Below are 21,862 nucleotides of genomic sequence, written 5' to 3'. Positions count from 1 at the left end.
GGAGCCATGACCTTTACGACGTTTGCCCTCGTCCGCCACGGCCAGACGGATTGGAACGCGGAGCGCCGGCTGCAGGGATCCACCGACATTCCGCTGAACGCCGTCGGCCGCGGCCAGGCGCGCAACGCCGTCGCCGCCCTGTCCGGCTATGGGTGGGACGCGATCGTGTCCTCGCCGCTGAGCCGTGCCGCGGAAACTGCCGACCTCATTGCCGCCGGGCTGGGGCTCAGCGTGGCCCGGCGCGTGCCGGAGCTCGCCGAGCGCAGCTTCGGACCCGCGGAGGGCCTGCAGGCCGGCCCGGAACTGGACGCACTGCGCATCCCCGATGGTTTCCGCGGCGCGGAAAGCGAGGACGAGGCGGCCCGCCGCGGGTTGGCCGCGCTGGAATTGCTGGCCGAGGAGTTCCGCGGCCGCCGCGTCCTGGCCGTCGCCCACGGGACGCTCCTGCGCGTGAGCCTCAGCCGCGCGATCGGCCGCACCCTGGAAAGCATCGACAATGCCGTGCTGAACCTGGCCCACCACCATGCCGTCGACGGCTGGCAGCTCGAATACTTCAACGGCGAGCGCGTCATGGCTGCCGTTTAGGGCTGCAGCCCACTCGCCGGAGTGACGACAGGGAGCAGGGGGCCGGCAGTAGTGTCCTCTGCCGGCCGCCCACGCCCGGTGACTAGGGGAGCCGCATCGGTTTGAGTTCGTCGAAACGGTCGCCGGGTCCCGGGTTCTCCGGATGGGTCTTGCCGCCGAGCTGCGTCATGACACCCCACACTGCGTTCAGGCCTGTGGTCACTGCGCCGTCGGCCCAGCCGCCGGTCCAGGAGACGCCGTCCCCGGCCAGGTAGATCCCGCGGTGGGCCGCATCCATTCCGTCCTGCATGAAGTGCGTGTACAGCCGTTCCTGGTAGCGGTAGTGGCCGGGCAGGTTGTCGCTGAACGCTCCCATGAAGTTGGGGTCATCCTCCCAGGAGACCGTGATGGGGTCGCCGACGATGTGCGAGGCGATGTCCACAGTGGGGTAGATCTGCTTCAGGGAGTGCAGCATGAGCCGGACGCGTTCGTCGGCGTCCAGCGGCAGCCACTTCAGGGCATCATCGTTCCAGGTGTAGGACAGGCAGATCAGGGCAGGCTGGTCCGGGCCGTTGTCCAGCAGGTAGGTTCCGCGGGTGAGCCGGTCGGTGAGCGTGGTGCTCATGACCTGACGGCCGGTCTGCGGGTCGATGTCCTTCCAGAACGGCCGGTCGACGACGACGAACGTCTTGGAGGACTGCATGTAGTGGCTGCGCTCGATCGCGGTCCAGAGCTTGTGGCTGAAGAGCGATTCGCCGACGTCGATCCGTGCCGAGAGCAGCCAGCTCTGGCACGTCGCAATGACGGCCGCGTACTGGCGCGTCTGTCCCCATTTGTCGGTGACGGCGATGGGTCCCTGGCTGGCTGCCGTTCCGTCCTCACTGCCGGGAACCCGCCGGATGGCGGCGACGCCGGGCCGCGGGTGCCCGCCGTGCAAGGACGCAAGGCTGGTACCCTCAGGCCAGTACGCCAGGCCCGACGGGGCATGGTTCCAGAGCCGTTCGGGCAGGAGCTGGGCGCCGCCGATGATCCGGTGCTGGTCGGCGTCGGCGTCCACGTAGACGACCCGGAGGATCTCCAGGATGCTGTCCGGGAAATTGGTGTCCCAGCCGCCCGTGCCGAACCCCACCTGGCCGAAGGCTTCCCGGTAGTCGAACGGCAAGGAGGAGAACGCCTTCGACGTGGCCAGGTAGCCCGAGAAGGAGGTGTCATCGAAGCGCGGAACCAGGTCGTTCCAGAGCTTCTTGATGGTGGCCAGGTCGCGGGTGCGGATGGCTTCCTGCATGGCGCTGAAGTGGGCGCGTTCCTCCAGGCAGTCGTTCCAGGCATTGGAGACTTCCCCGAAGAAGCCGGGAAGATCGTCGGGTGTCTCGGCGTAGTGGGCCTGGCCTCCGAGCTCGATCACCGTGCTGCCCGCTGCGGGGGTCAGCGGGTTGGGGAACGGCTGGGTTTCGATGCCCACGAGGTCCGCGTAGTGGAAGAACGAGGCACCGGACTTCGGGAAACGCATCCCGCCGAGGTCAGCGACGGGGCCGGACTGGCCCGGCTGGGTTCCTCCGCGAAGCCRTCCGCCGATCCGGGAGGACTCGTACACAACGGGCTTGAGCCCCATTTTCATGAGTTCGTAGGCTGCGACGAGCCCGGACATCCCGGCGCCCACCACGGCCACTTCCGTGCCGTGCATGTCGGCGGGGACGCTGCCGATTCCCGCGGTGTGGGTGATGTAGTCGTCGTAGGGGAACGGGAAGTCGGGGATGAGCATGCTCAGGTTTGCAGTCGGCGTGCTGGTGGCTGCGATGGTCACGGAGGTCCTTTACTGGGGGTGGGCGCTGGCTGCGCTGTGAACGAAGGTGGAAAGGTAGCCGGTGTCCCGCCGGGCCTGGCGCACGGTGGCAACCGCAATGTCCGCGACGATGAGTGCCGCGTCGTCGCCGGCCGCCGCGAGGCGGCGGCCGTACGGATCAGCGACCGTACTCAGGCCGGCGAAGTGCGGGCCGGCGTGGTTGGCGTACGCGATGAACAGTTGGCTTTCCAACGCGCGGGTGGGCACCACCATCGCCGGGACCAGCCGGGTGTCGAAGGGGTGCGCGTCGGTCTGGCCGCCCGCGCGCAGCGGGACCGCCGTCGGAACGCAGAGCAGTTCCGCGCCCGCGAGGGCCGCGGCGCGGACAAATTCGGGAAACTCGATGTCGAAGCAGATCCCGAGGGCAACGTTGACTCCGTTGAAGGGGACGACGGCGGGTGCCGCCTCCCCGGCGTCGAAGGCGCCCTTCTCCGCGGCCCCGAAGAGGTGCTGCTTGCGGTAGCGGGTCAGTTCACCGCCATCGCGGTCGAAGAAGGACGCCGAAATGTAGTGCCGGTCCCGGTCGTGTTCGACAGTGGAGCCCACGATCGCCAGGCCCGCGGATACAGCAATGTCCGCGAGCTGCCTCCGCTGGGCTGCGCCGTCGGTGGTGTGGACCAGGCTGGGCGCATAGCCGCTGACGTACAGTTCGGGCGTCACCAGCAGATCCGCGCCCTGCGCCCGGGCTTCCTGCGCGCGGGAGGCAAGCCGGTCCAGGTTCTGTTGCGGGGAGTTGACCAGCCCGGTGCCCTGCACGACGGCCACCCTGATTCGGCCGGTCACTGGACGCCCTCAGGCCAGGTGCCGGACCCGGGAGCCGCGGTGCCGGACCCGGGGGCCGCGGCGCCGTCGAGGTCCCCGTTGCACAGCCGTTCCACCACGCGGGTGAGCATGTCCACGCCGGCGCAGGCGTCGCCGTCGTTCGTGTACTCACGTTCGTTGTGGGAGATGCCGTCCACGCTGGGGACGAACAGCATGACCGTCGGGACGACGTCCTTCATGTTGATGGAGTCGTGTCCGGCCAGCGTGAACACCTGGCGGTGGCTGAGGCCCAGTTCGGCTGCGCATTCGGCGGCCAGGGCCACACCGGCGGGCTGGTAGGGATTGATGCCCCAGGCATGGGACTCCGCGACTTCAATGCTGACGTTGGCCTCCGCCTCGATACTGGCGATGCCGGCGCGGAGCAGGGCCTTGGCTGAGGCCAGGATCTCCTCGTCGGCTGTCCGCAGGTCCATGACCAGTTCCACCCGGGACGGTACCACCACGGGCGAGTTCGGGTAGACGGTCAGCTGGCCCACGGAGGTGTGCAGCACGGCGCCGCTGAAGTGGTCCGCGATTTCGCGCAGGAGCACCACCAGTCGGGATGCACCCAACAGCGCGTCCCTGCGGTCGGCAATGACCGTTGAACCCGTGTGCGCCTGTTCGCCGTGGACGGTCACGCTGTATTTCGCCGCGGCCCAGCAGGCGTGGACCAGACCGATGGTGGTGCCGGAATCCTCCATCGAGCGGCCCTGTTCGATGTGGATCTCTGCGTAGGCGGCGGCCGTGGGGCCCTCGCCGCTGCCGAGGTGCCCGATTTCGGAGAGGGCCTCGCTCACGCTGGTGCCGGCGGTGTCAGTGACGGCGAGCGCGACGTCGGCCGGGAGCTTTCCGGTGTAGACGGAGCTGCCCATCATGGACGGGGCGAAGCGGCAGCCTTCCTCGTTGAACCAGTCAACGACGGCGAGGTTGTATCTGGGCGCACCGGCCGCGCTGCCGCCGTCGGAGGGTGCGGAGGCTGACCGGTCCGCCAGCCGGCGGCCGGCGTGTAGGGCTGCGGCGACGCCGTAGGCGCCGTCGTACTTTCCGGCCGTCGGCTGGCTGTCCAGGTGCGATCCCACCAGCACGAAAGGCGCGCCGGGGTTCCATTCGATGAGTGCGAAGAGATTGCCGATCCTGTCCGTCTCGGTGCGGAATCCGTACTGCGAGGCGAGCGAGGTGAACCAGGCACGTGCCTGCGCGTCCGCCGCAGTGGCGGCCTGGCGGTCCACGCCGTGGCCGGGTGTTTCCCCGATGGCCGAGAGGCTGCGGAAGTCGCGGAGGAACGCCGCGGCCTCGTCAGATGTTTCCTGGCGGGTGCCGGCGGAGGGTCCGGCCAGCGTATGGGTGGGGCGTGTAGCTGCGGCAGTCATGGTGTGTGCTCCTCGTTGTTGAACCGCGTGGATGAATGCTCGGTGGATGAATGCTGGGTTGCTGGTACTTGTACCGGGATGGCGCCGGTGAGCGGATGGGTCGTGGCGAGCTCGTTGACGCGTTTCCGCACCGAATACCAGCCGGCAATCAGGGCCGGGATGATGATCGCCAGGGAAGCGACCGTGTAGGTTCCGATCGGGAAATCAAACAGCATCAGGACCAGCACCGCGGCCAGGAAGGCCAGCGTGAGGTAGGAGGTCCAGGGCGCACCGAAGAGCCGGAAGGCGGGCCGGGGCATGAGCCCCGCCTTGGACAGTTTGTACAGTTTGAGCTGGCACAAAATGATGGTGGCCCAGGTACAGAGGATGGCGAGGGCGGTGGCGTTGATGGTGATTTCGAAGGCCATCTTGGGAACAACGGCGTTCAGGCCCACGCCGAGCAGGGTGAACGCGGCGGTGAAGAGGATTCCGCCGTAGGGTACGCCGCCGCGGCTCATGCGTTCCATGAACTTCGGCGCTGTCCCGGTCTGGGCCATTGAACGGTAGATCCGCCCGGTGGAGTAGAGCCCGGCATTGAGGCTGGACAGGGCGGCGGTCAGGACCACGAAGTTCATCACGTCACCGGCGCCCGGCACCCCGATGCTGGCGAAAAAGGTCACAAAGGGTGACTCGCCGGCCTTATAGGAGCTGTACGGAAGCAGCATCGCCAGCAGCGCCGTGGAACCGACATAGAAGATGGCGATCCGGAAGATGACGGCATTGACCGCCTTCGGCATGATCTTCCGGGGGTCCTTGGTTTCGCCCGCGGCGACGCCGATCATGTCGATGCCTGCGTAGGCGAACACGATGCCCTGCACAATGACGATGGCAGGAAGGAGCCCGTTGGGCAGCAGGCCACCGTGATCAGTGATCAGGGATAGCCCGGGCTGGTGCCCCGCGACCGGGAAGTTACCGGCGAGGAAGATGCCGCCCACCAGGAGGAACGCCACGAGGGCGCCCACCTTGATGACGGCGAACCAGAATTCCAGCTCGCCGAACAGCTTCACGGAGATGAGGTTGACGCCGGTGACCACGATCAGGGCTGCCAGCGCGAGGATCCATTGCGGCACGCTGCTGAACGCCGTCCAGTAGTTCAGGTAGACCGCGACGGCGGTGATGTCCACGATCGCCGTGAGCGCCCAGGACAGCGAGTAGACCCACCCGGAAATGTAGGCGGCCTTTTCGCCGTAGAACTCCCGAGCGTAGGAGACGAACGAGCCCGACGACGGGCGGTGCAAGACCAGTTCGCCGAGGGCGCGAAGAATGAAGAACGCGAACACTCCGCAGATCGCGTACACAACAGGGAGTACGGGCCCGGCTGAGGCCAGGCGTCCGCCGGCACCCAGGAACAAGCCGGTACCGATTGCGCCGCCGATGCCGATCATCTGGACCTGGCGGTTGGAAAGGCCCTTCTTGTAGCCGGACTGTTCGTCGGGGCGGACGGCCGTTGTCCGCTCCTCGACTGTGTCAATGATGGTCATGGAATCTCCTGGCCGGTGAAAGTCTGCTTGCCGCCACGATGCGGCTGACTTCGATCGTCCCAAGGCGCGGGGCCATTGCCCATGACGGCGGAAGACAGACGAGCGGGCAAAAAATGTACGAACGTACATCCCTGTGGTGGTCCGCTTCGGGGATGATAGGAGCGGCGAGTCTGGGAGGACTGATATGACCGAGGACGAACGATGGCGTGGTCTGATTGCCGCCGTCGGCACGCAGCTGCCCGAACTCGTGGAAAAGTTCCTGACCCGGATCCTTCCCGACCCGGCCTACGCAGACTCGGGTCTCACCCTTGAAGATCTGCGCCGCAGCAGCTTCCGTTCCTTCGCTGCCATGCTCGCGGCCCTCGGCGGGAAGGCCTCGGAAATTGACGCGCTAGCCGACATTGCCTCCGAACTTGGTGCCCGCAGAGCCCGGCAGGGAGTGCCTTTGGACAGCCTGGTGCGGGCTATCAGGCTGGATTTCTCGGTGCTGTGGGATGCCCTGGCCGCCCCTGCGCTCGGCGCAGACCCGGCGCTGCTGGTAGAGAAGGCAGAAGTCGTCTGGGCGACGGTGGACCGGTTCGCAGCCAGCGTCCAGGAACGGTACCTGAGGGAGCTGCAGGAAATTGAGGGCGCCGATGCCGATCTTCAACAGCAGTACCTGACGCAGCTGTTGGCGCCCGCCGAGCCGTCCCCAACGGATCTGTCACGGATAGCCGGCGCCCTGCGGATTAGCCCGCACGCCGTGTTCCTGGTGGCGGCCATCGACCGGAACGACGGTCTGCTGGTCCGGAGGCGGATCCGGGCGCGCCCACCCCGGGACGTTCCCGTGCTGACCTATGACCAGGGCCACCACACCTTGGTCATCCGGCCCCGGACGGCATCCTCCGACGAAAAGCTGAGTTTCCAGGAGGCCGCATTGTTCGACGGCGTGGCCGTTGCAGTGGCACCGCACGCCGACGGGATCGCAGGAGTGCGCACAGCCGTCAGCGCTGCCAGGGAAATCATGAAGGACCTGCCCATGGGCAGCAGGGGAGTGTTCACGTTGCGGGACCGCTGGTTGTCCATCACGGCACACCGGCTCTCGCAAGTGGGCTGCAACCCTGAAAGCCTCATACTTTCGGCGCTTGGTCGGTGCAGCGAGGCGGAGCGGGAACGCCTCTTGGAAGCAGCACGGACGTTCCTGGAACTCGRCAGCCTCGTGGCAACGGCCGACCGGCTCGCCTGCCACCGGAACACCGTTGTTAATCGGCTGGCGGCGTTCGAGGGCTACACCGGCCTGGACCTTCAAAAACCACGCGATAGCGCGCTGGCCCTGCTTGCCATCGGAGGCTAAGCAGCCTTGAACCGCAGCATGAGCGATGGGGGAGGCGTGCGCCAGGGCGCGTCCTTCGTTCACGAGCTCGGATCTCAAGGATAGGTCGGTAGCGCGATGTACTGGTTGATGTTCGTGGACTGGAAAGTCTCAAATGTCAGCCTATCTTGGCCGCCTTGCGGATCTCCGACCACGACGGTTTGGTTGGAGGAATCCACGCCCAGCAATGCGCAGGAATGATCGGATACCAACTTGCCGTCGTCGTTGGAGGTCCCAAGCGTTATGAGGCCGTTCGTGAAATCCTGCTCGATTTGCGCGAAGCTTACTCCCGTCATGGGGCCGCCGGGATTGCGGTCGACGCCCTCCATGCCGGTGATCGCATAAAGGGCATTATGCACATCGTGATCCTCGGCGTTGCTGAGATCGGTGCCATCGATGCCGGCATAGCGGTTGCCGTTCGCGGCCGCCCACCCTTTCTCGATAATGGCGGCCCATGAAACGTTCTTGCCGTCGATATTTTCGATGCCATTTTCAAAGGGTTTGCCGTGGCGATACGGAAGGTCACCATTAACCGTCACTGTCACCGGATTGGGCGCGCCGTCATACTTGCTGTGGAATGAAATGGTGTAGGTGCCGTCAGCATTATCGTGAACCATGTTCAAAACGGTCTCCGGCGAGCGCGCTGCCACTGTCATCAAGGCTGCCAGGAAATAGCAATCGCCGGCATCACCCTGCTTGATATTGTCCAGGTCTCCGGAGATGTCAGGTTGGCCGGCACTATCAAGCGCGAACAACACCTGGTTCGGGACTTTTTGGAACGTTGCGCGCCCAGTCGCGGCAGGATTACTCACTGGTCGGCCGGATTGTCCCGGAACCGGCGCAGGGCCGGAAAACGGCGCAACTGTCGACCGGGAAATAGAAACAAACGCAATTCCAAAAATTACCACCACTGCAATCAGTGAAGAAATGATAAGTGCGCGAAATTTGGCCGGCCTGGATACCGCACGTTGCATGCTGCGTGCCCTCCCGTTCTGCGGGCTCCTGCCCGACGGCGGACTCGCTGCGGCAGGGGTCCAACGGCACCCCCGCCGTCGGACACTTCTCAGTTGCTTAATTCACCACCCGACCAACAGCTTGCCCCAGGCAACCAGAGTCATGAAAGGGCCGGCAAACGATTCACAGGCAAGTCCATCGAAGTCACTGCTGTGTCGCGGCATTCCTTGGCGCTACACGGAATTGCATGGCCGTCTTCCGCCCGGGAGCTAGCCCTCCGACTGGACCGGGAGGCCGGCGTGTGCCGGGGTTGGCAGGGGCAGCTTGAGTTTCGAGGTCGCGATGGCGCTGTCCATGACGACGCGGGTCAGGACACCAAGGTCAAATTGGCCCTTTGCCATCGCGAACAGGTTCTGGACGGCAAGGCCATAGGCCACCGGCCACTGCTCCGGCCGGGGCGCAGCCTGCCGGACGGGTGCCTGCAGGGGTTCCCACATGGCCAGATAGCTCCGAGGCGTGCCACCGGCATTGGTTCCCGGAGCGAAGCGCGGCAGGCCGAACTCCGCTCCGCCAAGGGTGCTCGCGCTGTGGTGGAAGAGCTCGTTGAGGTCCGGCACCTGGGCGCCGTGCTGCTGGGCTGCCCCAGCCACCAGACTCCAGACGGAGTGCGTGGACTCCGCGAGCGGACGGTTGATGGCATCGCCAACGAAGTATTCATCGCCGTTGGCGCCACCGACTGTCAGCAGTGACAACCCCCGGTACTGTGCCGCGCCCGAGTTGAGCCCTTCCAGTGCTGCGATCTGGCACGCCCGGCCGGCCAGCGCACCCAGGGCGGTCGCCAAAGACTCGACATGGACGCCACGCTCATCGCGCATTGCTCCGAGCAGCCGTTCCAGGACGATCCGGCCCGCCAGTTGCGCTCCCGGAAGGGGATCGAATGCCGGGGATGGCGCTGCCGCATCGCGGGGCAGGCCGTTCTTGCGGTTGGACTTACCGAACATGTTGTCCCCCAAAGTGAAGTCGTGCCGGACAGTTTGTAGTTGACGCCCGGCAAAGAACCGTGAATCGGGACAGCATATGCGCTCTGGAGGAGATCTCCTAGGCCCTGCGCACATCGCCCGCCAACGGTGCCGGTTGGGCCGGATCACCTCAAGCGCCTGCTGCAGCGGGGGAGCGCGGTCTGCCGGCGAGGACGGAAGGGGGCCGGCGTCGGCGGCTTTTTTGTGGATGACCTCATGCCGCGTTGAGGCAGCGGGGTGCCGGGGCATTGCTGGGGACCATGGACAGCGGCCGCGGGCGGGCCGGGCGGTGTACTTGTCAATGCAGGCGCTCCATCTCTTGTTCAGTGGTCTGGTTTGGTCTGTGCTGTGGTTCCCCGCCGTCGTAAATGTTGGTATCTACATCAAGGGATTCGCCGGTCCCGTACTCGTGGCACTGTTCTGCATCGCAGGTTCTGCTCTGCGACTTCTACGCCCAAGGTCCCTGAGCAGCGCATAGTCCCCGCTGTGCACCACGCGACGCTAGGCCGTTGATAAGCAACTGCAAGTGTGCTTGTTTAGCAAGTAGCGCAGATCCAGAAGGGGTGTCACTCGACATGAGATTGACGACGACGACCAACGTCTCGGTGGACGGCGTGATGCAGGGGTTGGGCGGACCTGACGAAGACCGCAGCGGGGGCTTCAACCGCGGGGGATGGGCCATACCTCTTCTCGATTCCGAAACCGGGGACTATCTCAACCAGGTCTACGGCGGTGCGGCCGCGTTCCTCTTCGGCCGCCGGACGTACGAGATCTTCGCCGGCTACTGGGGAACGATGATCGATCCGACCACGAACCCGATCGCCGCCGCACTGAACAGCCGGCCCAAGTACGTGGCATCGACCAGCCTCACCGACCCTCAGTGGGCGGGCACGAATGTCCTGAGCGGCGACGTCGCCGCGGCCGTCCGTGGTCTGAAGGCGCAGCAAGACGGCGAACTGCTGGTGCCCGGCAGCGGTGCCCTCGTCCGATGGCTGCTCGCCAACGACCTGGTCGACCAGCTCGACCTGCTCACCTACCCCGTCATCGTCGGCCAGGGCACACGGCTGTTCCCCGATTCCGGCCCCGACATCGCGCTCGAACTGGTCAACACGCGGACCACTTCCCGCGGCATAACCATCCAGACCTATCGGCCTCTCGGGCGTCCGGAGTACGCAACGTCCACTGTGGACCCCGAACACGTGTTCTAGCTGCGCCAACCCGACATCGCGGTGACCCGGAAGCTCAGGGTGTCGTCATTGGCGAGGCAGGCCTTGAGCATGGCTAGCCGTTGGTCCTTCTCAGTACTGGCACGGGTCCTAATCTGCAGATTCTGCAGTCGGATCATTTCTACTTTACATAATGTTGATTATCGGCGTTGCATAATCAGTCGAGAGGGGCTGATCTTCTGCCCAAACTAGTTGGTGGCAATCACCATGCAGCAGCGACGCTGACCTGGTTACCAACGCGAGCTTAGATCGGAGCCGCTGACAGAGATCTGGGCGCGCATGGCCGCCTGCTTCTGGCTGGGCTGCTCCGACACTGCAGAATTCGCCAAGTTTCCGCTCGTGCATCGGGACGAATAAGTCCGACACTAAGAGGCGCGCCTGCTCGTCTCCACCTGACTGCCTGCGCATGATATGGGTATGACCGAAAAATCCCTGCGCGTGCTTTACTCGATCGGCCTGGGCATCATCCTTGTGCTCTTCGTTGGCCTCGGCATCGCCACCTTCTATCCGGCCCCTGAACTGCTATCGCTGGCTAGTCTCGACGCGGCGGCCAGGCAGTCAGCCATCGACGCCCACCAGTCCGCGATGCGCGACTACAACCGCAACGTCACCATTGCGGCGCTCGTCTCGGCTCTCGTGATCCTGGGAGCCAGTATCTGGACCGAATCGAGGAAGCCACTGTTCGCCGGCGGGTTCCTTATCGGCGGCCTGCTGACGCTCGTCTACGGCCTCATGCGTGGCCTGACGTCCGGAGTGACGGCAGTTGCGTTCTTCTCCGTCGCCGTCGGCCTCTTCGTGGTCGTATATCTCGGACACCAGCGGTTCTTCTCCGCCCGGGCCGTTGAGGCCCGGGCAAAGGCGCGGGCGGAGAATGCGCAGGCCGCCTACGCCCGGATGCCCATGCAGCCGCCGTACGTCCCGGTACATCAGCCCCAGGGGCCGGCTCCGTCCCCGTACGCCCAGGGCCAGCCCTACCAGCCGACGCAAGCCCAGCCGGGTCAGCAGCAGGGCCAGACCTACCAGCCCCAGCCCTACCAGCCCCAGCCGGGTCAGTATCCGCAGCAGGGTCAGTACCCGCCCCAGGCGCAGCCAATGCAGCAGCCGTACCCGCCGTACCCGCCATCGCCGGGAGATCCCGGACGGCGTTAACGCTCACCATTTACGGAGGCCCGTCGACCCCCATGGTCGCCGGGCCTCTACCGTTCCCTGCTGCTTCTTGACTGTGCGCTTGCTGCTCCCCCGGTTGAGCGCGCTTCCCCAGTAGGCTGAATCCCACAAGTGTGGACAGGAGGCTGATGTGGCAGAGACGACGATGGCAGAGACGACGATGGCCGAGGTGATGGCCGAGCTGGCCGGGCTCGAGGACCCGAGGGCACGGGAGGTGAACGAGAAACACGGCGACGATCACGGTGTGAACCTCAGCAAACTGCGCGCGCTCGCGAAGCGGCTGAGGACGCAGCAGGAACTCGCCCGCCAGCTTTGGGAGACGGGTGACACCGCGGCGAGACTGCTGGCGATCCTGATCTGCCGCCCGAAGGCGTTCGAGCGTGACGAGTTGGACGTCATGTTGCGCGAGGCGCGCACCCCCAAGGTGCACGACTGGCTCGTGAACTACGTGGTGAAGAAGAACCCGCACGCCGAAGAACTGCGCCTGGCCTGGTCCGCGGATCCGGACCCAGTGGTCGCGAGTGCCGGCTGGGCGCTGACCACGGAGCGGGTGGCGAAGAATCCCGAGGGCCTCGACCTCGCAGGACTGCTCGACGTCATCGAGATGGAGATGAAAAACGCCCCGGATCGCCTGCAGTGGGCGATGAATCACTGCCTGGCTCAGATCGGGATCGAGCACGCCGAGCACCGGGCCCGTGCACTCGACATCGGTGAGCGCCTGGGGGTGCTCAAGGACTACCCGACTCCCCCGAACTGCACGTCTCCGTTCGCGCCTATCTGGATCACCGAGATGGTTCGCCGACAGCAAGACAAGTAGCACGGTTCGCGCACTGCTACTCCCCCAGGACGCGGCGCCCGATAAGAACCGGCTGCGAGGGGCCTCGCCGCCTATGGAACCCAATCGGCGTCGTCGTAGGGGCGGCCGCGGAAGTGAGCGCGGAGGTACTCCCCCACAACGGCAGCCCCCAAGTCCCCGGCTTCGGGCGCGACCACCCGGCCGCCAACCCGGCGGACCATACGCTGGACGAACCGCTCGAGCCCAGGGTCGTCGCCAAGCCGGAAGAACGTTGCCTGGGCGCCCGCACGCCCCAGCCGGTCAAGTTCGGCGACCGTGACGCGGATGGTTTCCCGGTCCGGCGGCCAGCAGAACCACGACTCGCCGTCGGCCAGCAGGTGCGCGGTGGGTTCGCCGTCGGTCACCACGAGGAGGACGGGTTGCATCGACGGATGCTGGCGGAAGAAACGGCCGGCCAGCAGCAGACCGTGATGCAGGTTGGTTCCCTGCTCCCGCAGGGCCGGCAGGGCCGTGAGCTCGCCGATGTCCATGGACTGCGCGTAGCGGCCGAACGTGATCAGCTGCAGCCGGTCCCCGCGGAACCGGGTGGAGACCAGGTGGTGCAAAGCGAGCGCGGTGCGCTTCATCGGCACCCACCGTCCCTCGGCGGCCATCGAGAACGACACATCGACCAGCAGGACGACGTCGGCCTGCGTGCGCGCCTCCGTCTCCGTCACCTCGATGTCGCCCACGGCGAGGCGCAAGCCGCGGCCCGGATCGCCGCCGTCGGCCATGGTGCGGCGGATCGCGTTGGTCATGGTGCGGGTGACGTCCCACGGCTCGGCATCGCCGAACTCCCACTGCCGGCTGGAGCCGGTCTGCTCGCCGGCCGCCCCGGCGACGCGTGTGTCCCGGCGCCCCTGACGCCCGGAGAGCTGCTTGGCGGTATCCCGCAAAAGTGACCTGCCGAGCCGCCGCATGGCGGCCGGCGACAACCGGAGGTCTCCGTCGGCCCCGCGCCGCAGGTAACCGCCTTCCTGCATCGCCCGCTCGATCTCCGCGAGCGTACGTGCGGTCACGGCAGCATTCTGCCCGAGCTGGCGGGCGAGGGCATCCAGGTCCAGGTCGTCGAGGCGTGAGCCGTTATAGGACTGGGAGAGCTGTTCGGCCAGCTCATCGAGTTCGGCCACATCTTGCAGCACGCCGGTGCCATCGCCCAGCCCGAGCCCCTCCTGGCCCTCGAAGCGTTCGGAGCCGGCCCAGTCCTCGCCTGGCCGGAGGGCGCGCAGGCTGGCGTCGAGTTGGTCGAGCTCGGCCATGAGTTCAGGCGAGCCAAACGCCTGCGCGGACAGCCGCATCAGCTCATCTCGCTGCTCCGGAGACATGGATTGCAGGAGCCGCTGGGCGGCGGCCGCGCGCTGGGCGAGGGCGTCCACCAGCTCCTCGACTGATTGCGGGTTCTCCGGGAAGAAGTGGCCGTGCCGGGCCATGAACTCCTGGAAGTCCGCGTCGGTGTCTTCGCCGCGCCGGTGTTTTCCGAGGAGCTCGTTGAGGTCTCGCAGCATCTCGTTCACCGCTGCGCGGTCCTCGTCAGTGGCGTCCTCCAGCGCTAGTTTCATGCCGGCGAAACGCTGGTCCAGGATCTCGCGGCCCAGCAGATCCTTGATCCGCTCATAGGCAACACGCGCGGCGCTGGACTGCCAGTCATAGGAGGCGAGTTCGTTGACAGCCGCTGCGGTGGACCGGGGCAGATTCTGCAGCTGCATCTCCCGGAAGGCGCGGTCGGTGTTGTCCATCATGGCGTCACGGGCGAGCTGCTTGCGCTCCTCCAGCACCGCGGTATCGAGCAGCTTCTGGACTTCGGTGAGGGTGCCGTCCAGCCGGTGGCGGCCCAGCAGTTCACTGCGGCGCTGTTGCACGCGCCGGGCAAGATCGTCGAGCCCTTCCCGGTTCCGGCCACCGCGGCGCAGGAACTCCTGCAGGGCGTGCCGGGGCGAGTAGCCCGCCATGACGTCCTCGGCGATCGCGTCAAGCGCCTCCGCCAGGTCAACCGGCGGGGCGAGCGGATCGGGTCCACCCGTGTACCGGCCATATTTTGACCTGTTGTGTGCGGTCATGAGGCCTCCTGTAGTCAGCCGTAGATCGTCGCCTCGTCGTCGAACTCCTTGGCGATCCGCCGGGCGAGGTAGAGACCTTCCAAGGCGAGTTCGACGGCGGCGGCGCGCTGCCCGTCGTTTTTCGCGCCCAGGCGCTCACTGATGTCGTCGTAGAGGCGGGAGCCGTTGAGCGCCGGAAGGTTGTGGAGGAACTCCCGCGCCGTGACCTGTTCCCCGGTGGTCACTGTGGTGTGGCCGTCGAGCGCAGCCACGAGGGGACCCATGTCGATGCCCTGAAAATGCGCCCGCGCAGCTTCGGCCGTGGCCGTGCGCAAGAGGTGGTCGAGGACGGCTTCCTCTCGCCCTTCCTCACCGGACTCGAACTCAACTTTCCCGGTGAGGACTTCTGCTGCGGCTGCCAGGTCGACGATCCGTGCGACGGCCTCGCCCTCCCCTCGCACGCTCGCCCGGCGCAGCGCCGCCGCAGCGACGGTCTCGGCGCCCGCAATGGCGAACCGTGCTGAAACGCCGGAGGTCTGGTTGATGGCTGGGGACTGGCGCAGCGCCCGGGTGTAACGGGCCAGGATCTCGAGGATGACGGGCGGGACGTCCGCCACCAGCTGCCCTTCCTGCCGGATGACGGCGACCTCGTCGTCCAGCTCTATCGGGTAGTGGGTACGGATCTCGGCGCCGAAGCGGTCCTTCAGGGGCGTGATGATCCGGCCGCGGTTGGTGTAGTCCTCCGGGTTGGCGGACGCGACGACGAGCACGTCGAGCGGCAGCCGCAGCACGTAGCCACGGATCTGGATATCACGCTCTTCCATCACGTTGAGCATGGAGACCTGGATGCGCTCGGCGAGGTCGGGCAGTTCGTTGATGGCGATGATCCCGCGGTTGGAGCGCGGGACAAGACCGTAGTGGATGGTTTCCGGGTCGCCGAGCCGGCGGCCCTCGGCCACCCGCATCGGGTCGACGTCGCCGATGWGGTCGGCGACGGAGGTGTCCGGCGTCGCGAGCTTCTCCACATAGCGTTCCGAGCGGTGACGCCACGCAACCCGCAGCCGGTCCCCTTCGGTGAGGGCACGGGCGCGGGAGTGCTCCGTAATGGGTTCGTACGGGTGTTCGTTCAGTTCCGAATCCTCGATCACCGGCGACCACTCGTCCAGCAGCCCGGACAGGGTGCGCAGGAGCCGTGTCTTGCCCTGTCCCCGTTCGCCGAGCAGGACGACGTCGTGGCCGGCGATCAGTGCACGCTCGAGCTGGGGCAGGACGGTCCGGCCGAAACCGTACAACCCGGGCCACGGATCGCGGCCCGCGGCAAGGGCGGCGAGCAGGTTGTCGCGGATTTCGCGGCGCAGGTCCTTGTGAACGTGGCCGGCTGCACGCAATTCGCCAACAGTGAAGATATCGGGACGATCACTCACCCCTCTAAGGTAGTCCTCGACCGGGCGGGGAATCGAGGGATTTGTTCAGATTCCCTGCTCACGGGCTGCAGTGCGGCTTACGCTGGATTCTAATGACTGCAGCACCGCCGCCGGCATCGCCGGCACCCGCTACCCCACCCGAGCGGCAGGGCACGCTCCTGCTTCTGGTGCGCCATGGGGAGACGCCCACTACGGGCAGGGTGCTGCCGGGGCGGGCACCGGGGCTGCACCTGTCCGCCCGTGGCAGGGACCAGGCGTACCGGGTCGCGGAGCGCCTCGCGGGACTTCGGGTCGACGGTATCTACTCCTCCCCCCTGGAGCGCACGTGCGAGACGGCGGAGCCCACGGCAGCCCGCGCCGGACTTGAGGTGAATGAGGACGCCGGCCTGATCGAATGCGACTTCGGCGAGTGGACCGGCGCCGCGTTGGCCGAACTGGCGGGTATGCCGCAGTGGCAGACCGTACAGCGCAGCCCCTCGACCTTCCGTTTCCCGAATGGCGAGAGCTTCACGGAAATGCAGGCGCGGATCGTCGGAGCGCTCGAGGCACTGCGCACAGCCCACGCCGGGGGCGTCGTCGTGTGCTTCTCCCACGCCGACCCCATCAAGGCCGCCGTCGCTCACGCCCTGGGCACGCCCCTGGACCTTTTCCAGAGGATCGTCATCAGCCCGGCGTCGGTTTCGGCCATCTCATACGTGGACGGTCAGGGACCTGCCGTGCTCATGGTGAATTCGACCTCGGAACCCCTCAGTGGGCTGAGGGCGCCGTGAGAGCGGACAGAGTAAAAGGGGGCAGACGGTGGCCGGACGGGAGCTGACGCTGCTCACCGAAGGCCGCGTCGAGCTGCTCGGACGCATCCTGCGCAGCAGCAACGAGACATACCTCGCCCGGGTCTCCTGCGGGGACGACTCTGCCTGCGCGGTCTACAAGCCGGAGGCGGGGGAACGGCCGCTGTCCGATTTTGAGGCGGGGCTCTACCGGCGCGAACGCGCGGCCTATCTGCTTAGCGAGTCCCTGGAGTGGGGACTCGTGCCGCCAACGGTGATTCGTGAGGAAGCCCCGGCAGGTGTGGGTTCGCTTCAGTGGTTCATCGAGTGCGACTTCCGTGAGCATTACTTCACTTTGTACGCTGACGCGCCCGAGACCCATCGCCGGTTGTTGCAGATCGCACTGTTCGACTGCGTCGCCAACAACACCGACCGCAAGAGCGGGCATGTGCTCCGCGGCCATGACGGAAGGGTGTGGGGCATCGATCATGGACTGTGCTTCTCTGCAGGTTTCAAACTGCGGACCGTGATCTGGGACTTCGCCGGTGTTCCCATCCCCGGGACCCTTCTCGAAGGCATTGCCCCGCTCGCCGAGACCGTGCCGCGAGACGTGGCGGAGCTTCTTGACGATGCAGAGGTCAAGGCCCTGCAGCGCCGGGTGCGGCGCTTGCTGCACGACGGGGTGCTGCCGGTTGACCGCACCGGCATGCGTTACCCGTGGCCGCTGGTATAGGAACGCACTGCGGACCGGCTCCTAAGTGGAGCCGGTCCGCAGCACGTGATGGGTTAGCCGATGAGCCGGYCGCGGCCCGTCTGAAGGTCAGGCAGGAATCCGGTCCGCCAGAGTGGAGCGGGCAGCGCGGGCTGCGGGCGCGCCGTCGGCGTCCTGGCCGTACAGCCAGTCGTTGTACTGGAAGTCGTTGTCCGTCCGGCTCTTGAACAGAAGGTTGCGCAGCGTACGGGCCAGCCCGGAGACGTGCCAGGATTCGCCCCAGACGCGGGCGGTGCGCTGGACCCGGGCGGTGCGGCCGGCGCGGACGTTGTTGAAGTCCTTGATCGCCCCGTCCCAGGCTTCCGGGTTGACGCCGGCTGCGGTGAAGACGGTGCCGTTGCTGACGTCCTGCAGCACGGCCGCGTCCTCAAGCGCCTGGCAGGCACCCTGGGCGAGGTACTGCAGCATCGGGTGCGCGGCGTCGCCCATCAGCACCATCCGGCCGGCGACCCAGTTCTCGATCGGGTCGCGGTCGTACATGGGCCAGCGCATGCTGGTGCCCAGGTTCTTCAGCGCATCCTGGACGGCCGGAACACAATCCTTGTACGCAGCCTCAAGCTCGTCCAATCCCCCGTACTGCTCTTCACCGCGCTCAAAGGAAGCGGACTTGAACACGGCCACGGTGTTCAGCAGTTCGCCCTTGCGCAGCGGGTACTGCACCAGGTGGCAGTCCGGTCCGAGGTAGACGATGACGTCCTCGAGGTCCGCCTTGGGCGTGTTTTCGGTGATCGGCACGGTGCCGCGGTAGGCCACGTACGCCGAGGGAACCGGCTCGTCGCTGGCGACCAGCGGGCGGAGAGTGGACTTGAGCCCGTCGGCGCCGATCACGACGTCGGCAGAGTAGTCCACACCGGCGGCGGTGTGGGCTACACCCCGGCCGTTCACGGTCTCAACACTTTCGACCATGACGTCGTTGACGAGCGTGACGCCCGCCGCTTCACAGCCTTCGAGCAGGACCCGGTGCAGGTCGCTGCGGTGGATCACGACGTACGGCGCGCCGTAGCGTTCCTCGAATTCCCCGCCGAGGCTCTGGCGGGTGAGCTCCTCGCCGGTGACGGCGTCGCGGAAGACCAGGTGCTTGGGCTGGACGCCGATTTCCAGTGCCTTTTCCAGCAGGCCCCAGCGCTTCAGGACGCGGGAGGCGTTGGGGGCCATCTGCAGGCCGGCGCCGACCTCGCCGAATTCGGGGGCACGTTCCACGAGGGTGACGTTGGCGCCGTTTTCCCGCAGCGCGAGGGCTCCGGCCAGTCCGGCCATTCCCCCTCCGATGACGAGGACATCGGTGGACGTGGCGTGCTCAGACATTGCTTGCTCCTGTTGTTGAGAGTGCGGGTGAGATTGAGGATTTTGACTTGAGTTTGAGGCCGACGGCGGCCAGCAGGACCGCGGCGATGGCGGCGGCACCGGCGAAGGCGAGGAAATTGGAGTTGACGCCGAGGCCGGCGGCCAGCAGGAGGCCGCCTATCTGGGGTGCGGCGACGGCGCCGATCCGGCCCGTCCCCAGCGCCCAGCCCAGCGCGGTCCCGCGCAGGTGCCCGGGATAGTGGCTCGCGACGGCGGCGATGATGAGGCACTGCGTGCCGTGGGTGCCGACGCCGGCGAGGACCAGCATGAGGTACACGACCGTGACCGGCGGTCCCGTAACCAGGACCACGAGCGCGCCGGCGGCGACGGCCGCCGCGGCGATCGCCGTCGGGATCGGACCGAACCGGGTCCCGGCCCAGGCGGTGATCACCGAGCCGGCCACCGCGCCCAGGTTCAGGGCCAGGGCGAAGGTCAGGGCGGAGCCGAGGTTGTAGCCGGCCAGCTGCATGAGGTTGGGCAGCCAGGTACCGAGCCCGTACCAGGCGAAGAGGGTGGCGATTGTCGCCAGGGCGAACAGCAGGCTGACCCCCAGGTGCGGGGCGCGGAGCAGGGACTTGAAGCCGATCGGCTCCTTGAGGTTGCGCGTTCCCCTGTCCTCGGCATTGACGGGGGCCAGCGTCTCCGGCAGGTATTTCAGTCCGAGCGGCACCACGATCAGCAGGGCCAGCACGGCCACGAGGAACATGGACTCCCAACCGAAGGCGGGGATCAGCTGGATGCCGACCAGGGCGGCGATGGATCCGCCGATCGGGACGCCGGACATCATCAGGGTGGCAATCGTGGACCGCCACTTGGTGGGGACCAGTTCGGCGACGAGGGCGTTGGCCGAGGGCACCAGGCCCCCGAGTCCAATGCCGGCCAGAAGCCGCAGTCCGCCGAAGACGGCCGCGCTGGGGGCGAAGGCGCAGAGGATGGTGAAAACCGAGAAGACGACGGCACAGCCGAGGATGGTGCGGCGGCGCCCCCAGGAGTCGGCCATCCGGCCGGCGAAGATCGCCCCGAGCATCATGCCGACGAAGGCCATGGAGCCAATGGTTCCGGCGGTGGCCTTGGTCAGCCCCCAGCCGGTCTCGGAGATCAGGGAGGACTGGACGGTGCCGTAGACGATCAGGTCGTAGCCATCGAAGACCACCAGCAGCCAGCAGACCAGGACGGCGGCTGCCGAGCTTTTGGAGAACCGTGATGCGGGCCCATCAGCGGTAGAGGGGGCAGGGGCCCCCGGCGAGGACCGTTGCGGCGGTGCAGCGGAAGGTGTGTGATTCATGCCACTTACTGTCCTAGCCGCCGCAGGTGAACCACAATACAATTCTGATGTGCAGAACAAACCGTTGGCCAGAGCAGCCCGCAAACCTGTCCAGAAGCGGCCCACCTACTCCATCGAGGCGGTCGACAACGCGCTGCAGCTCCTGCAGCTGCTCCGCGACAACGGTGCACTGCGGCTCAAGGACGCCGCCGAGGAGCTGGGCGTGGCGCCGTCCACCGCCCACCGCCTTCTGGCGATGCTGGTCTACCGGGGATTCGCCGTGCAGGATGAAACCCGCCGCTATGTCCCGGGCCCGGCAATGGGGGTCGGGCCGGCCGGGCTGAGCTGGACCCGGCTCCTCCGATCACTAGCCCAGCCGCACATGGAGCTTCTCTCTGCACGGCTCAACGAAACCGTGAATCTCATGGTCCGGGTGGGGACGAAGGTCCGGTTCCTGGCCACCGTGGAGGGCGGCAATGTGTTGCGGGTGGGTGACCGGCAGGGCACGGTCATGCCAGCCAACAAAACCTCCGGCGGAAAGGCCATGCTCGCCGAGCTGGACCCGCCGATGATCGAGCAGCTGTTCCGCAGCCACAACGCGGAAATCGGCGGCGACACGATTGCGGACAATGAATATCCGGCGTTCCTGCGCGAGCTTGAGTCCATCCGCGGCAACGGCTTCGCGGCGAATTTCGAAGGCACGGAGGAGGGCGTGAGCGCGCTCGGCATGGCCGTGCACAACCGGCACGGGCACGTGGTCGGCGCGCTCAGCGTCGCCACTCCCGCGACCCGCTTCCGGCGGGTGTTCGACGCCGGACTCGTCCCAGCGCTGCGGGAAACCTGCCGGCAGTTGGAGATTGACATCGTGGCCAACCCGGCCGACCCGGACTGAGCACCCTGCATTTCGAACTAACAGCACGGGTTCCGGGAATTCTGACCAGCAGAATATGTTGGGGATCACACATCGGCATCCGTAGAGTCGAAGCACGTCAAAGAACTGTTCTGACCTACCGAGGAGGCCCACGTGTCCATCAGCGCCGAGAACACGACTCATGAATCAGTGGCCGCGGGGCACACTGCTCCGGAGCCGACGCCCGAAGAAGCCGCCCAGCTCAAGGAGCTGTACCGGGATTTTGACCGGGAGAACCTGATCCCGCTCTGGACCGAGATCGCGGATTTGATGCCGATGGTCCCGAGCCCCAAGGCGGTCCCCCATGTCTGGCGGTGGAGCGACCTGTACCCGCTGGCGGCCCGTGCCGGCGATCTGGTCCCGGTGGGCCGGGGTGGGGAGCGCCGGGCCATTGCCCTGGCCAACCCGGGYCTGGCTGGTACGCCGTACGCCACGCCCACGCTGTGGGCAGCCATCCAGTACCTCGGTGCCCGTGAAACCGCCCCCGAACACCGGCACTCCCAGAACGCGTTCCGCTTCGTCGTCGAGGGCGAAGGCGTCTGGACCGTGGTGAACGGGGACCCGGTGCGGATGTCCCGCGGCGACTTCCTGCTGACCCCGGGCTGGAACTTCCACGGCCACCACAACGACACCGATGAGCCGATGGCCTGGATCGACGGCCTGGATATCCCGTTCGTGCACTACGCCGACGCCGG

At 66.7% G+C, this 21,862-nt stretch carries 19 protein-coding genes; 9 read left to right on the top strand and 10 right to left on the bottom strand.

Going from position 1 to position 21,862, the window contains the following annotated elements; translation table 11 throughout:
• Positions 1–6 precede the first annotated feature (6 nt).
• On the top strand, positions 7–585 hold the full coding sequence (locus AC1DR1_RS17825) for a histidine phosphatase family protein (RefSeq protein WP_229992374.1): 579 nt from the start codon (positions 7–9) through the stop codon (positions 583–585).
• 82 nt (positions 586–667) lie between these two features.
• On the opposite strand, the gene AC1DR1_RS17820 is transcribed toward AC1DR1_RS17825, so the two are convergent.
• The 4 genes from AC1DR1_RS17820 to AC1DR1_RS17805 are packed head-to-tail and all read right to left on the bottom strand — an operon-like array spanning position 668 to position 6,098.
• Positions 668–2,326 carry a flavin monoamine oxidase family protein gene (locus tag AC1DR1_RS17820; RefSeq protein ID WP_476993022.1) on the bottom strand — a complete coding sequence of 553 codons (1,659 nt, stop codon included), beginning with the start codon at positions 2,324–2,326 and terminating at the stop codon, positions 668–670.
• A gap of 51 nt (positions 2,327–2,377) precedes the next feature.
• Positions 2,378–3,190, bottom strand: coding sequence for a nitrilase-related carbon-nitrogen hydrolase (locus AC1DR1_RS17815; RefSeq protein WP_364743068.1), 813 nt, complete (start codon positions 3,188–3,190; stop codon positions 2,378–2,380).
• Complete coding sequence (locus AC1DR1_RS17810; protein ID WP_476993011.1) at positions 3,187–4,578, bottom strand: M20 family metallo-hydrolase; 1,392 nt, start codon at positions 4,576–4,578, stop codon at positions 3,187–3,189. Before AC1DR1_RS17810 ends, AC1DR1_RS17815 begins: the two co-directional genes overlap by 4 nt.
• A complete protein-coding gene (locus AC1DR1_RS17805) occupies positions 4,575–6,098 on the bottom strand; it encodes an amino acid permease (RefSeq protein ID WP_476993010.1) in 1,524 nt (507 codons plus the stop codon). The genes AC1DR1_RS17810 and AC1DR1_RS17805 overlap by 4 nt, the downstream gene beginning before the upstream one ends.
• Positions 6,099–6,282: 184 nt before the next feature.
• On the opposite strand from AC1DR1_RS17805, the gene AC1DR1_RS17800 reads away from it, so the two are divergent.
• Complete coding sequence (locus AC1DR1_RS17800) at positions 6,283–7,431, top strand: RsbRD N-terminal domain-containing protein (protein WP_476993009.1); 1,149 nt, start codon at positions 6,283–6,285, stop codon at positions 7,429–7,431.
• Between the two features lie 74 nt (positions 7,432–7,505).
• Here AC1DR1_RS17800 and AC1DR1_RS17795 read toward each other — a convergent pair whose 3' ends face one another.
• Both AC1DR1_RS17795 and AC1DR1_RS17790 read right to left on the bottom strand, forming a co-directional pair.
• On the bottom strand, positions 7,506–8,423 hold the full coding sequence (locus AC1DR1_RS17795) for a C2 family cysteine protease (protein ID WP_476993008.1): 918 nt from the start codon (positions 8,421–8,423) through the stop codon (positions 7,506–7,508).
• A 249-nt stretch (positions 8,424–8,672) separates the two neighbouring features.
• The gene (locus tag AC1DR1_RS17790) at positions 8,673–9,404 is read right to left on the bottom strand and encodes a hypothetical protein (RefSeq protein WP_229992380.1); all 732 of its coding nucleotides are present in this window, start codon (positions 9,402–9,404) and stop codon (positions 8,673–8,675) included.
• Between the two features lie 593 nt (positions 9,405–9,997).
• On the opposite strand from AC1DR1_RS17790, the gene AC1DR1_RS17785 reads away from it, so the two are divergent.
• The 3 genes from AC1DR1_RS17785 (at position 9,998) to AC1DR1_RS17775 (ending at position 12,632) form a co-directional block, all read left to right on the top strand.
• Complete coding sequence (locus AC1DR1_RS17785) at positions 9,998–10,630, top strand: dihydrofolate reductase family protein (RefSeq protein WP_476993007.1); 633 nt, start codon at positions 9,998–10,000, stop codon at positions 10,628–10,630.
• A 435-nt stretch (positions 10,631–11,065) separates the two neighbouring features.
• Positions 11,066–11,797, top strand: coding sequence for a hypothetical protein (locus AC1DR1_RS17780; RefSeq protein ID WP_364743090.1), 732 nt, complete (start codon positions 11,066–11,068; stop codon positions 11,795–11,797).
• A 163-nt stretch (positions 11,798–11,960) separates the two neighbouring features.
• On the top strand, positions 11,961–12,632 hold the full coding sequence (locus AC1DR1_RS17775; RefSeq protein WP_364743734.1) for a DNA alkylation repair protein: 672 nt from the start codon (positions 11,961–11,963) through the stop codon (positions 12,630–12,632).
• Between the two features lie 71 nt (positions 12,633–12,703).
• On the opposite strand, the gene AC1DR1_RS17770 is transcribed toward AC1DR1_RS17775, so the two are convergent.
• Both AC1DR1_RS17770 and AC1DR1_RS17765 read right to left on the bottom strand, forming a co-directional pair.
• Positions 12,704–14,707, bottom strand: coding sequence for a vWA domain-containing protein (locus AC1DR1_RS17770; RefSeq protein ID WP_476993006.1), 2,004 nt, complete (start codon positions 14,705–14,707; stop codon positions 12,704–12,706).
• A 14-nt stretch (positions 14,708–14,721) separates the two neighbouring features.
• Positions 14,722–16,110: a sigma 54-interacting transcriptional regulator gene (locus AC1DR1_RS17765; protein ID WP_476993005.1), complete on the bottom strand. Its 1,389-nt coding sequence runs from the start codon at positions 16,108–16,110 to the stop codon at positions 14,722–14,724.
• Between the two features lie 92 nt (positions 16,111–16,202).
• On the opposite strand from AC1DR1_RS17765, the gene AC1DR1_RS17760 reads away from it, so the two are divergent.
• Both AC1DR1_RS17760 and AC1DR1_RS17755 read left to right on the top strand, forming a co-directional pair.
• Positions 16,203–16,880 (top strand): MSMEG_4193 family putative phosphomutase, encoded by a 678-nt coding sequence (locus AC1DR1_RS17760; RefSeq protein ID WP_476993004.1) that lies wholly within the window; start codon positions 16,203–16,205, stop codon positions 16,878–16,880.
• Positions 16,881–16,908: 28 nt separating this feature from the next.
• Positions 16,909–17,610 carry an SCO1664 family protein gene (locus tag AC1DR1_RS17755; protein ID WP_476993003.1) on the top strand — a complete coding sequence of 234 codons (702 nt, stop codon included), beginning with the start codon at positions 16,909–16,911 and terminating at the stop codon, positions 17,608–17,610.
• 87 nt (positions 17,611–17,697) lie between these two features.
• Here the strand turns inward: AC1DR1_RS17755 and AC1DR1_RS17750 are convergent, their stop codons facing one another.
• Together AC1DR1_RS17750 and AC1DR1_RS17745 are read right to left on the bottom strand one after the other, a co-directional pair.
• Entirely contained in the window at positions 17,698–18,954 is a 1,257-nt protein-coding gene (locus tag AC1DR1_RS17750) for an FAD-dependent oxidoreductase (protein WP_476993002.1), read from the bottom strand.
• On the bottom strand, positions 18,947–20,278 hold the full coding sequence (locus AC1DR1_RS17745; protein WP_476993001.1) for an MFS transporter: 1,332 nt from the start codon (positions 20,276–20,278) through the stop codon (positions 18,947–18,949). The genes AC1DR1_RS17750 and AC1DR1_RS17745 overlap by 8 nt, the downstream gene beginning before the upstream one ends.
• Positions 20,279–20,327: 49 nt before the next feature.
• Between AC1DR1_RS17745 and AC1DR1_RS17740 the strand changes: the two genes are divergently transcribed.
• Both AC1DR1_RS17740 and AC1DR1_RS17735 read left to right on the top strand, forming a co-directional pair.
• Complete coding sequence (locus AC1DR1_RS17740; RefSeq protein WP_476993000.1) at positions 20,328–21,149, top strand: IclR family transcriptional regulator; 822 nt, start codon at positions 20,328–20,330, stop codon at positions 21,147–21,149.
• Between the two features lie 132 nt (positions 21,150–21,281).
• A partial coding sequence (locus AC1DR1_RS17735) for a cupin domain-containing protein (protein ID WP_476992999.1) occupies positions 21,282–21,862 on the top strand: 581 nt, incomplete at its 3' end.

This window comes from Arthrobacter sp. P4_F10 (assembly GCF_056401435.1).
The sequence above is the reverse complement of the archived record's forward strand: the minus strand, read 5'-3'. Positions and strand labels throughout refer to the sequence as shown.

Coding starts and splice junctions, on each gene's coding strand:
- AC1DR1_RS17745 (WP_476993001.1), bottom strand. CDS start 20,278: ATGAATCACACACCTTCCGCTGCACCGCCGCAACGGTCCTCGCCGGGG.
- AC1DR1_RS17785 (WP_476993007.1), top strand. CDS start 9,998: ATGAGATTGACGACGACGACCAACGTCTCGGTGGACGGCGTGATGCAG.
- AC1DR1_RS17810 (WP_476993011.1), bottom strand. CDS start 4,578: ATGACTGCCGCAGCTACACGCCCCACCCATACGCTGGCCGGACCCTCC.
- AC1DR1_RS17825 (WP_229992374.1), top strand. CDS start 7: ATGACCTTTACGACGTTTGCCCTCGTCCGCCACGGCCAGACGGATTGG.
- AC1DR1_RS17775 (WP_364743734.1), top strand. CDS start 11,961: ATGGCAGAGACGACGATGGCCGAGGTGATGGCCGAGCTGGCCGGGCTC.
- AC1DR1_RS17770 (WP_476993006.1), bottom strand. CDS start 14,707: ATGACCGCACACAACAGGTCAAAATATGGCCGGTACACGGGTGGACCC.
- AC1DR1_RS17790 (WP_229992380.1), bottom strand. CDS start 9,404: ATGTTCGGTAAGTCCAACCGCAAGAACGGCCTGCCCCGCGATGCGGCA.
- AC1DR1_RS17760 (WP_476993004.1), top strand. CDS start 16,203: ATGACTGCAGCACCGCCGCCGGCATCGCCGGCACCCGCTACCCCACCC.
- AC1DR1_RS17780 (WP_364743090.1), top strand. CDS start 11,066: ATGACCGAAAAATCCCTGCGCGTGCTTTACTCGATCGGCCTGGGCATC.
- AC1DR1_RS17750 (WP_476993002.1), bottom strand. CDS start 18,954: ATGTCTGAGCACGCCACGTCCACCGATGTCCTCGTCATCGGAGGGGGA.
- AC1DR1_RS17805 (WP_476993010.1), bottom strand. CDS start 6,098: ATGACCATCATTGACACAGTCGAGGAGCGGACAACGGCCGTCCGCCCC.
- AC1DR1_RS17795 (WP_476993008.1), bottom strand. CDS start 8,423: ATGCAACGTGCGGTATCCAGGCCGGCCAAATTTCGCGCACTTATCATT.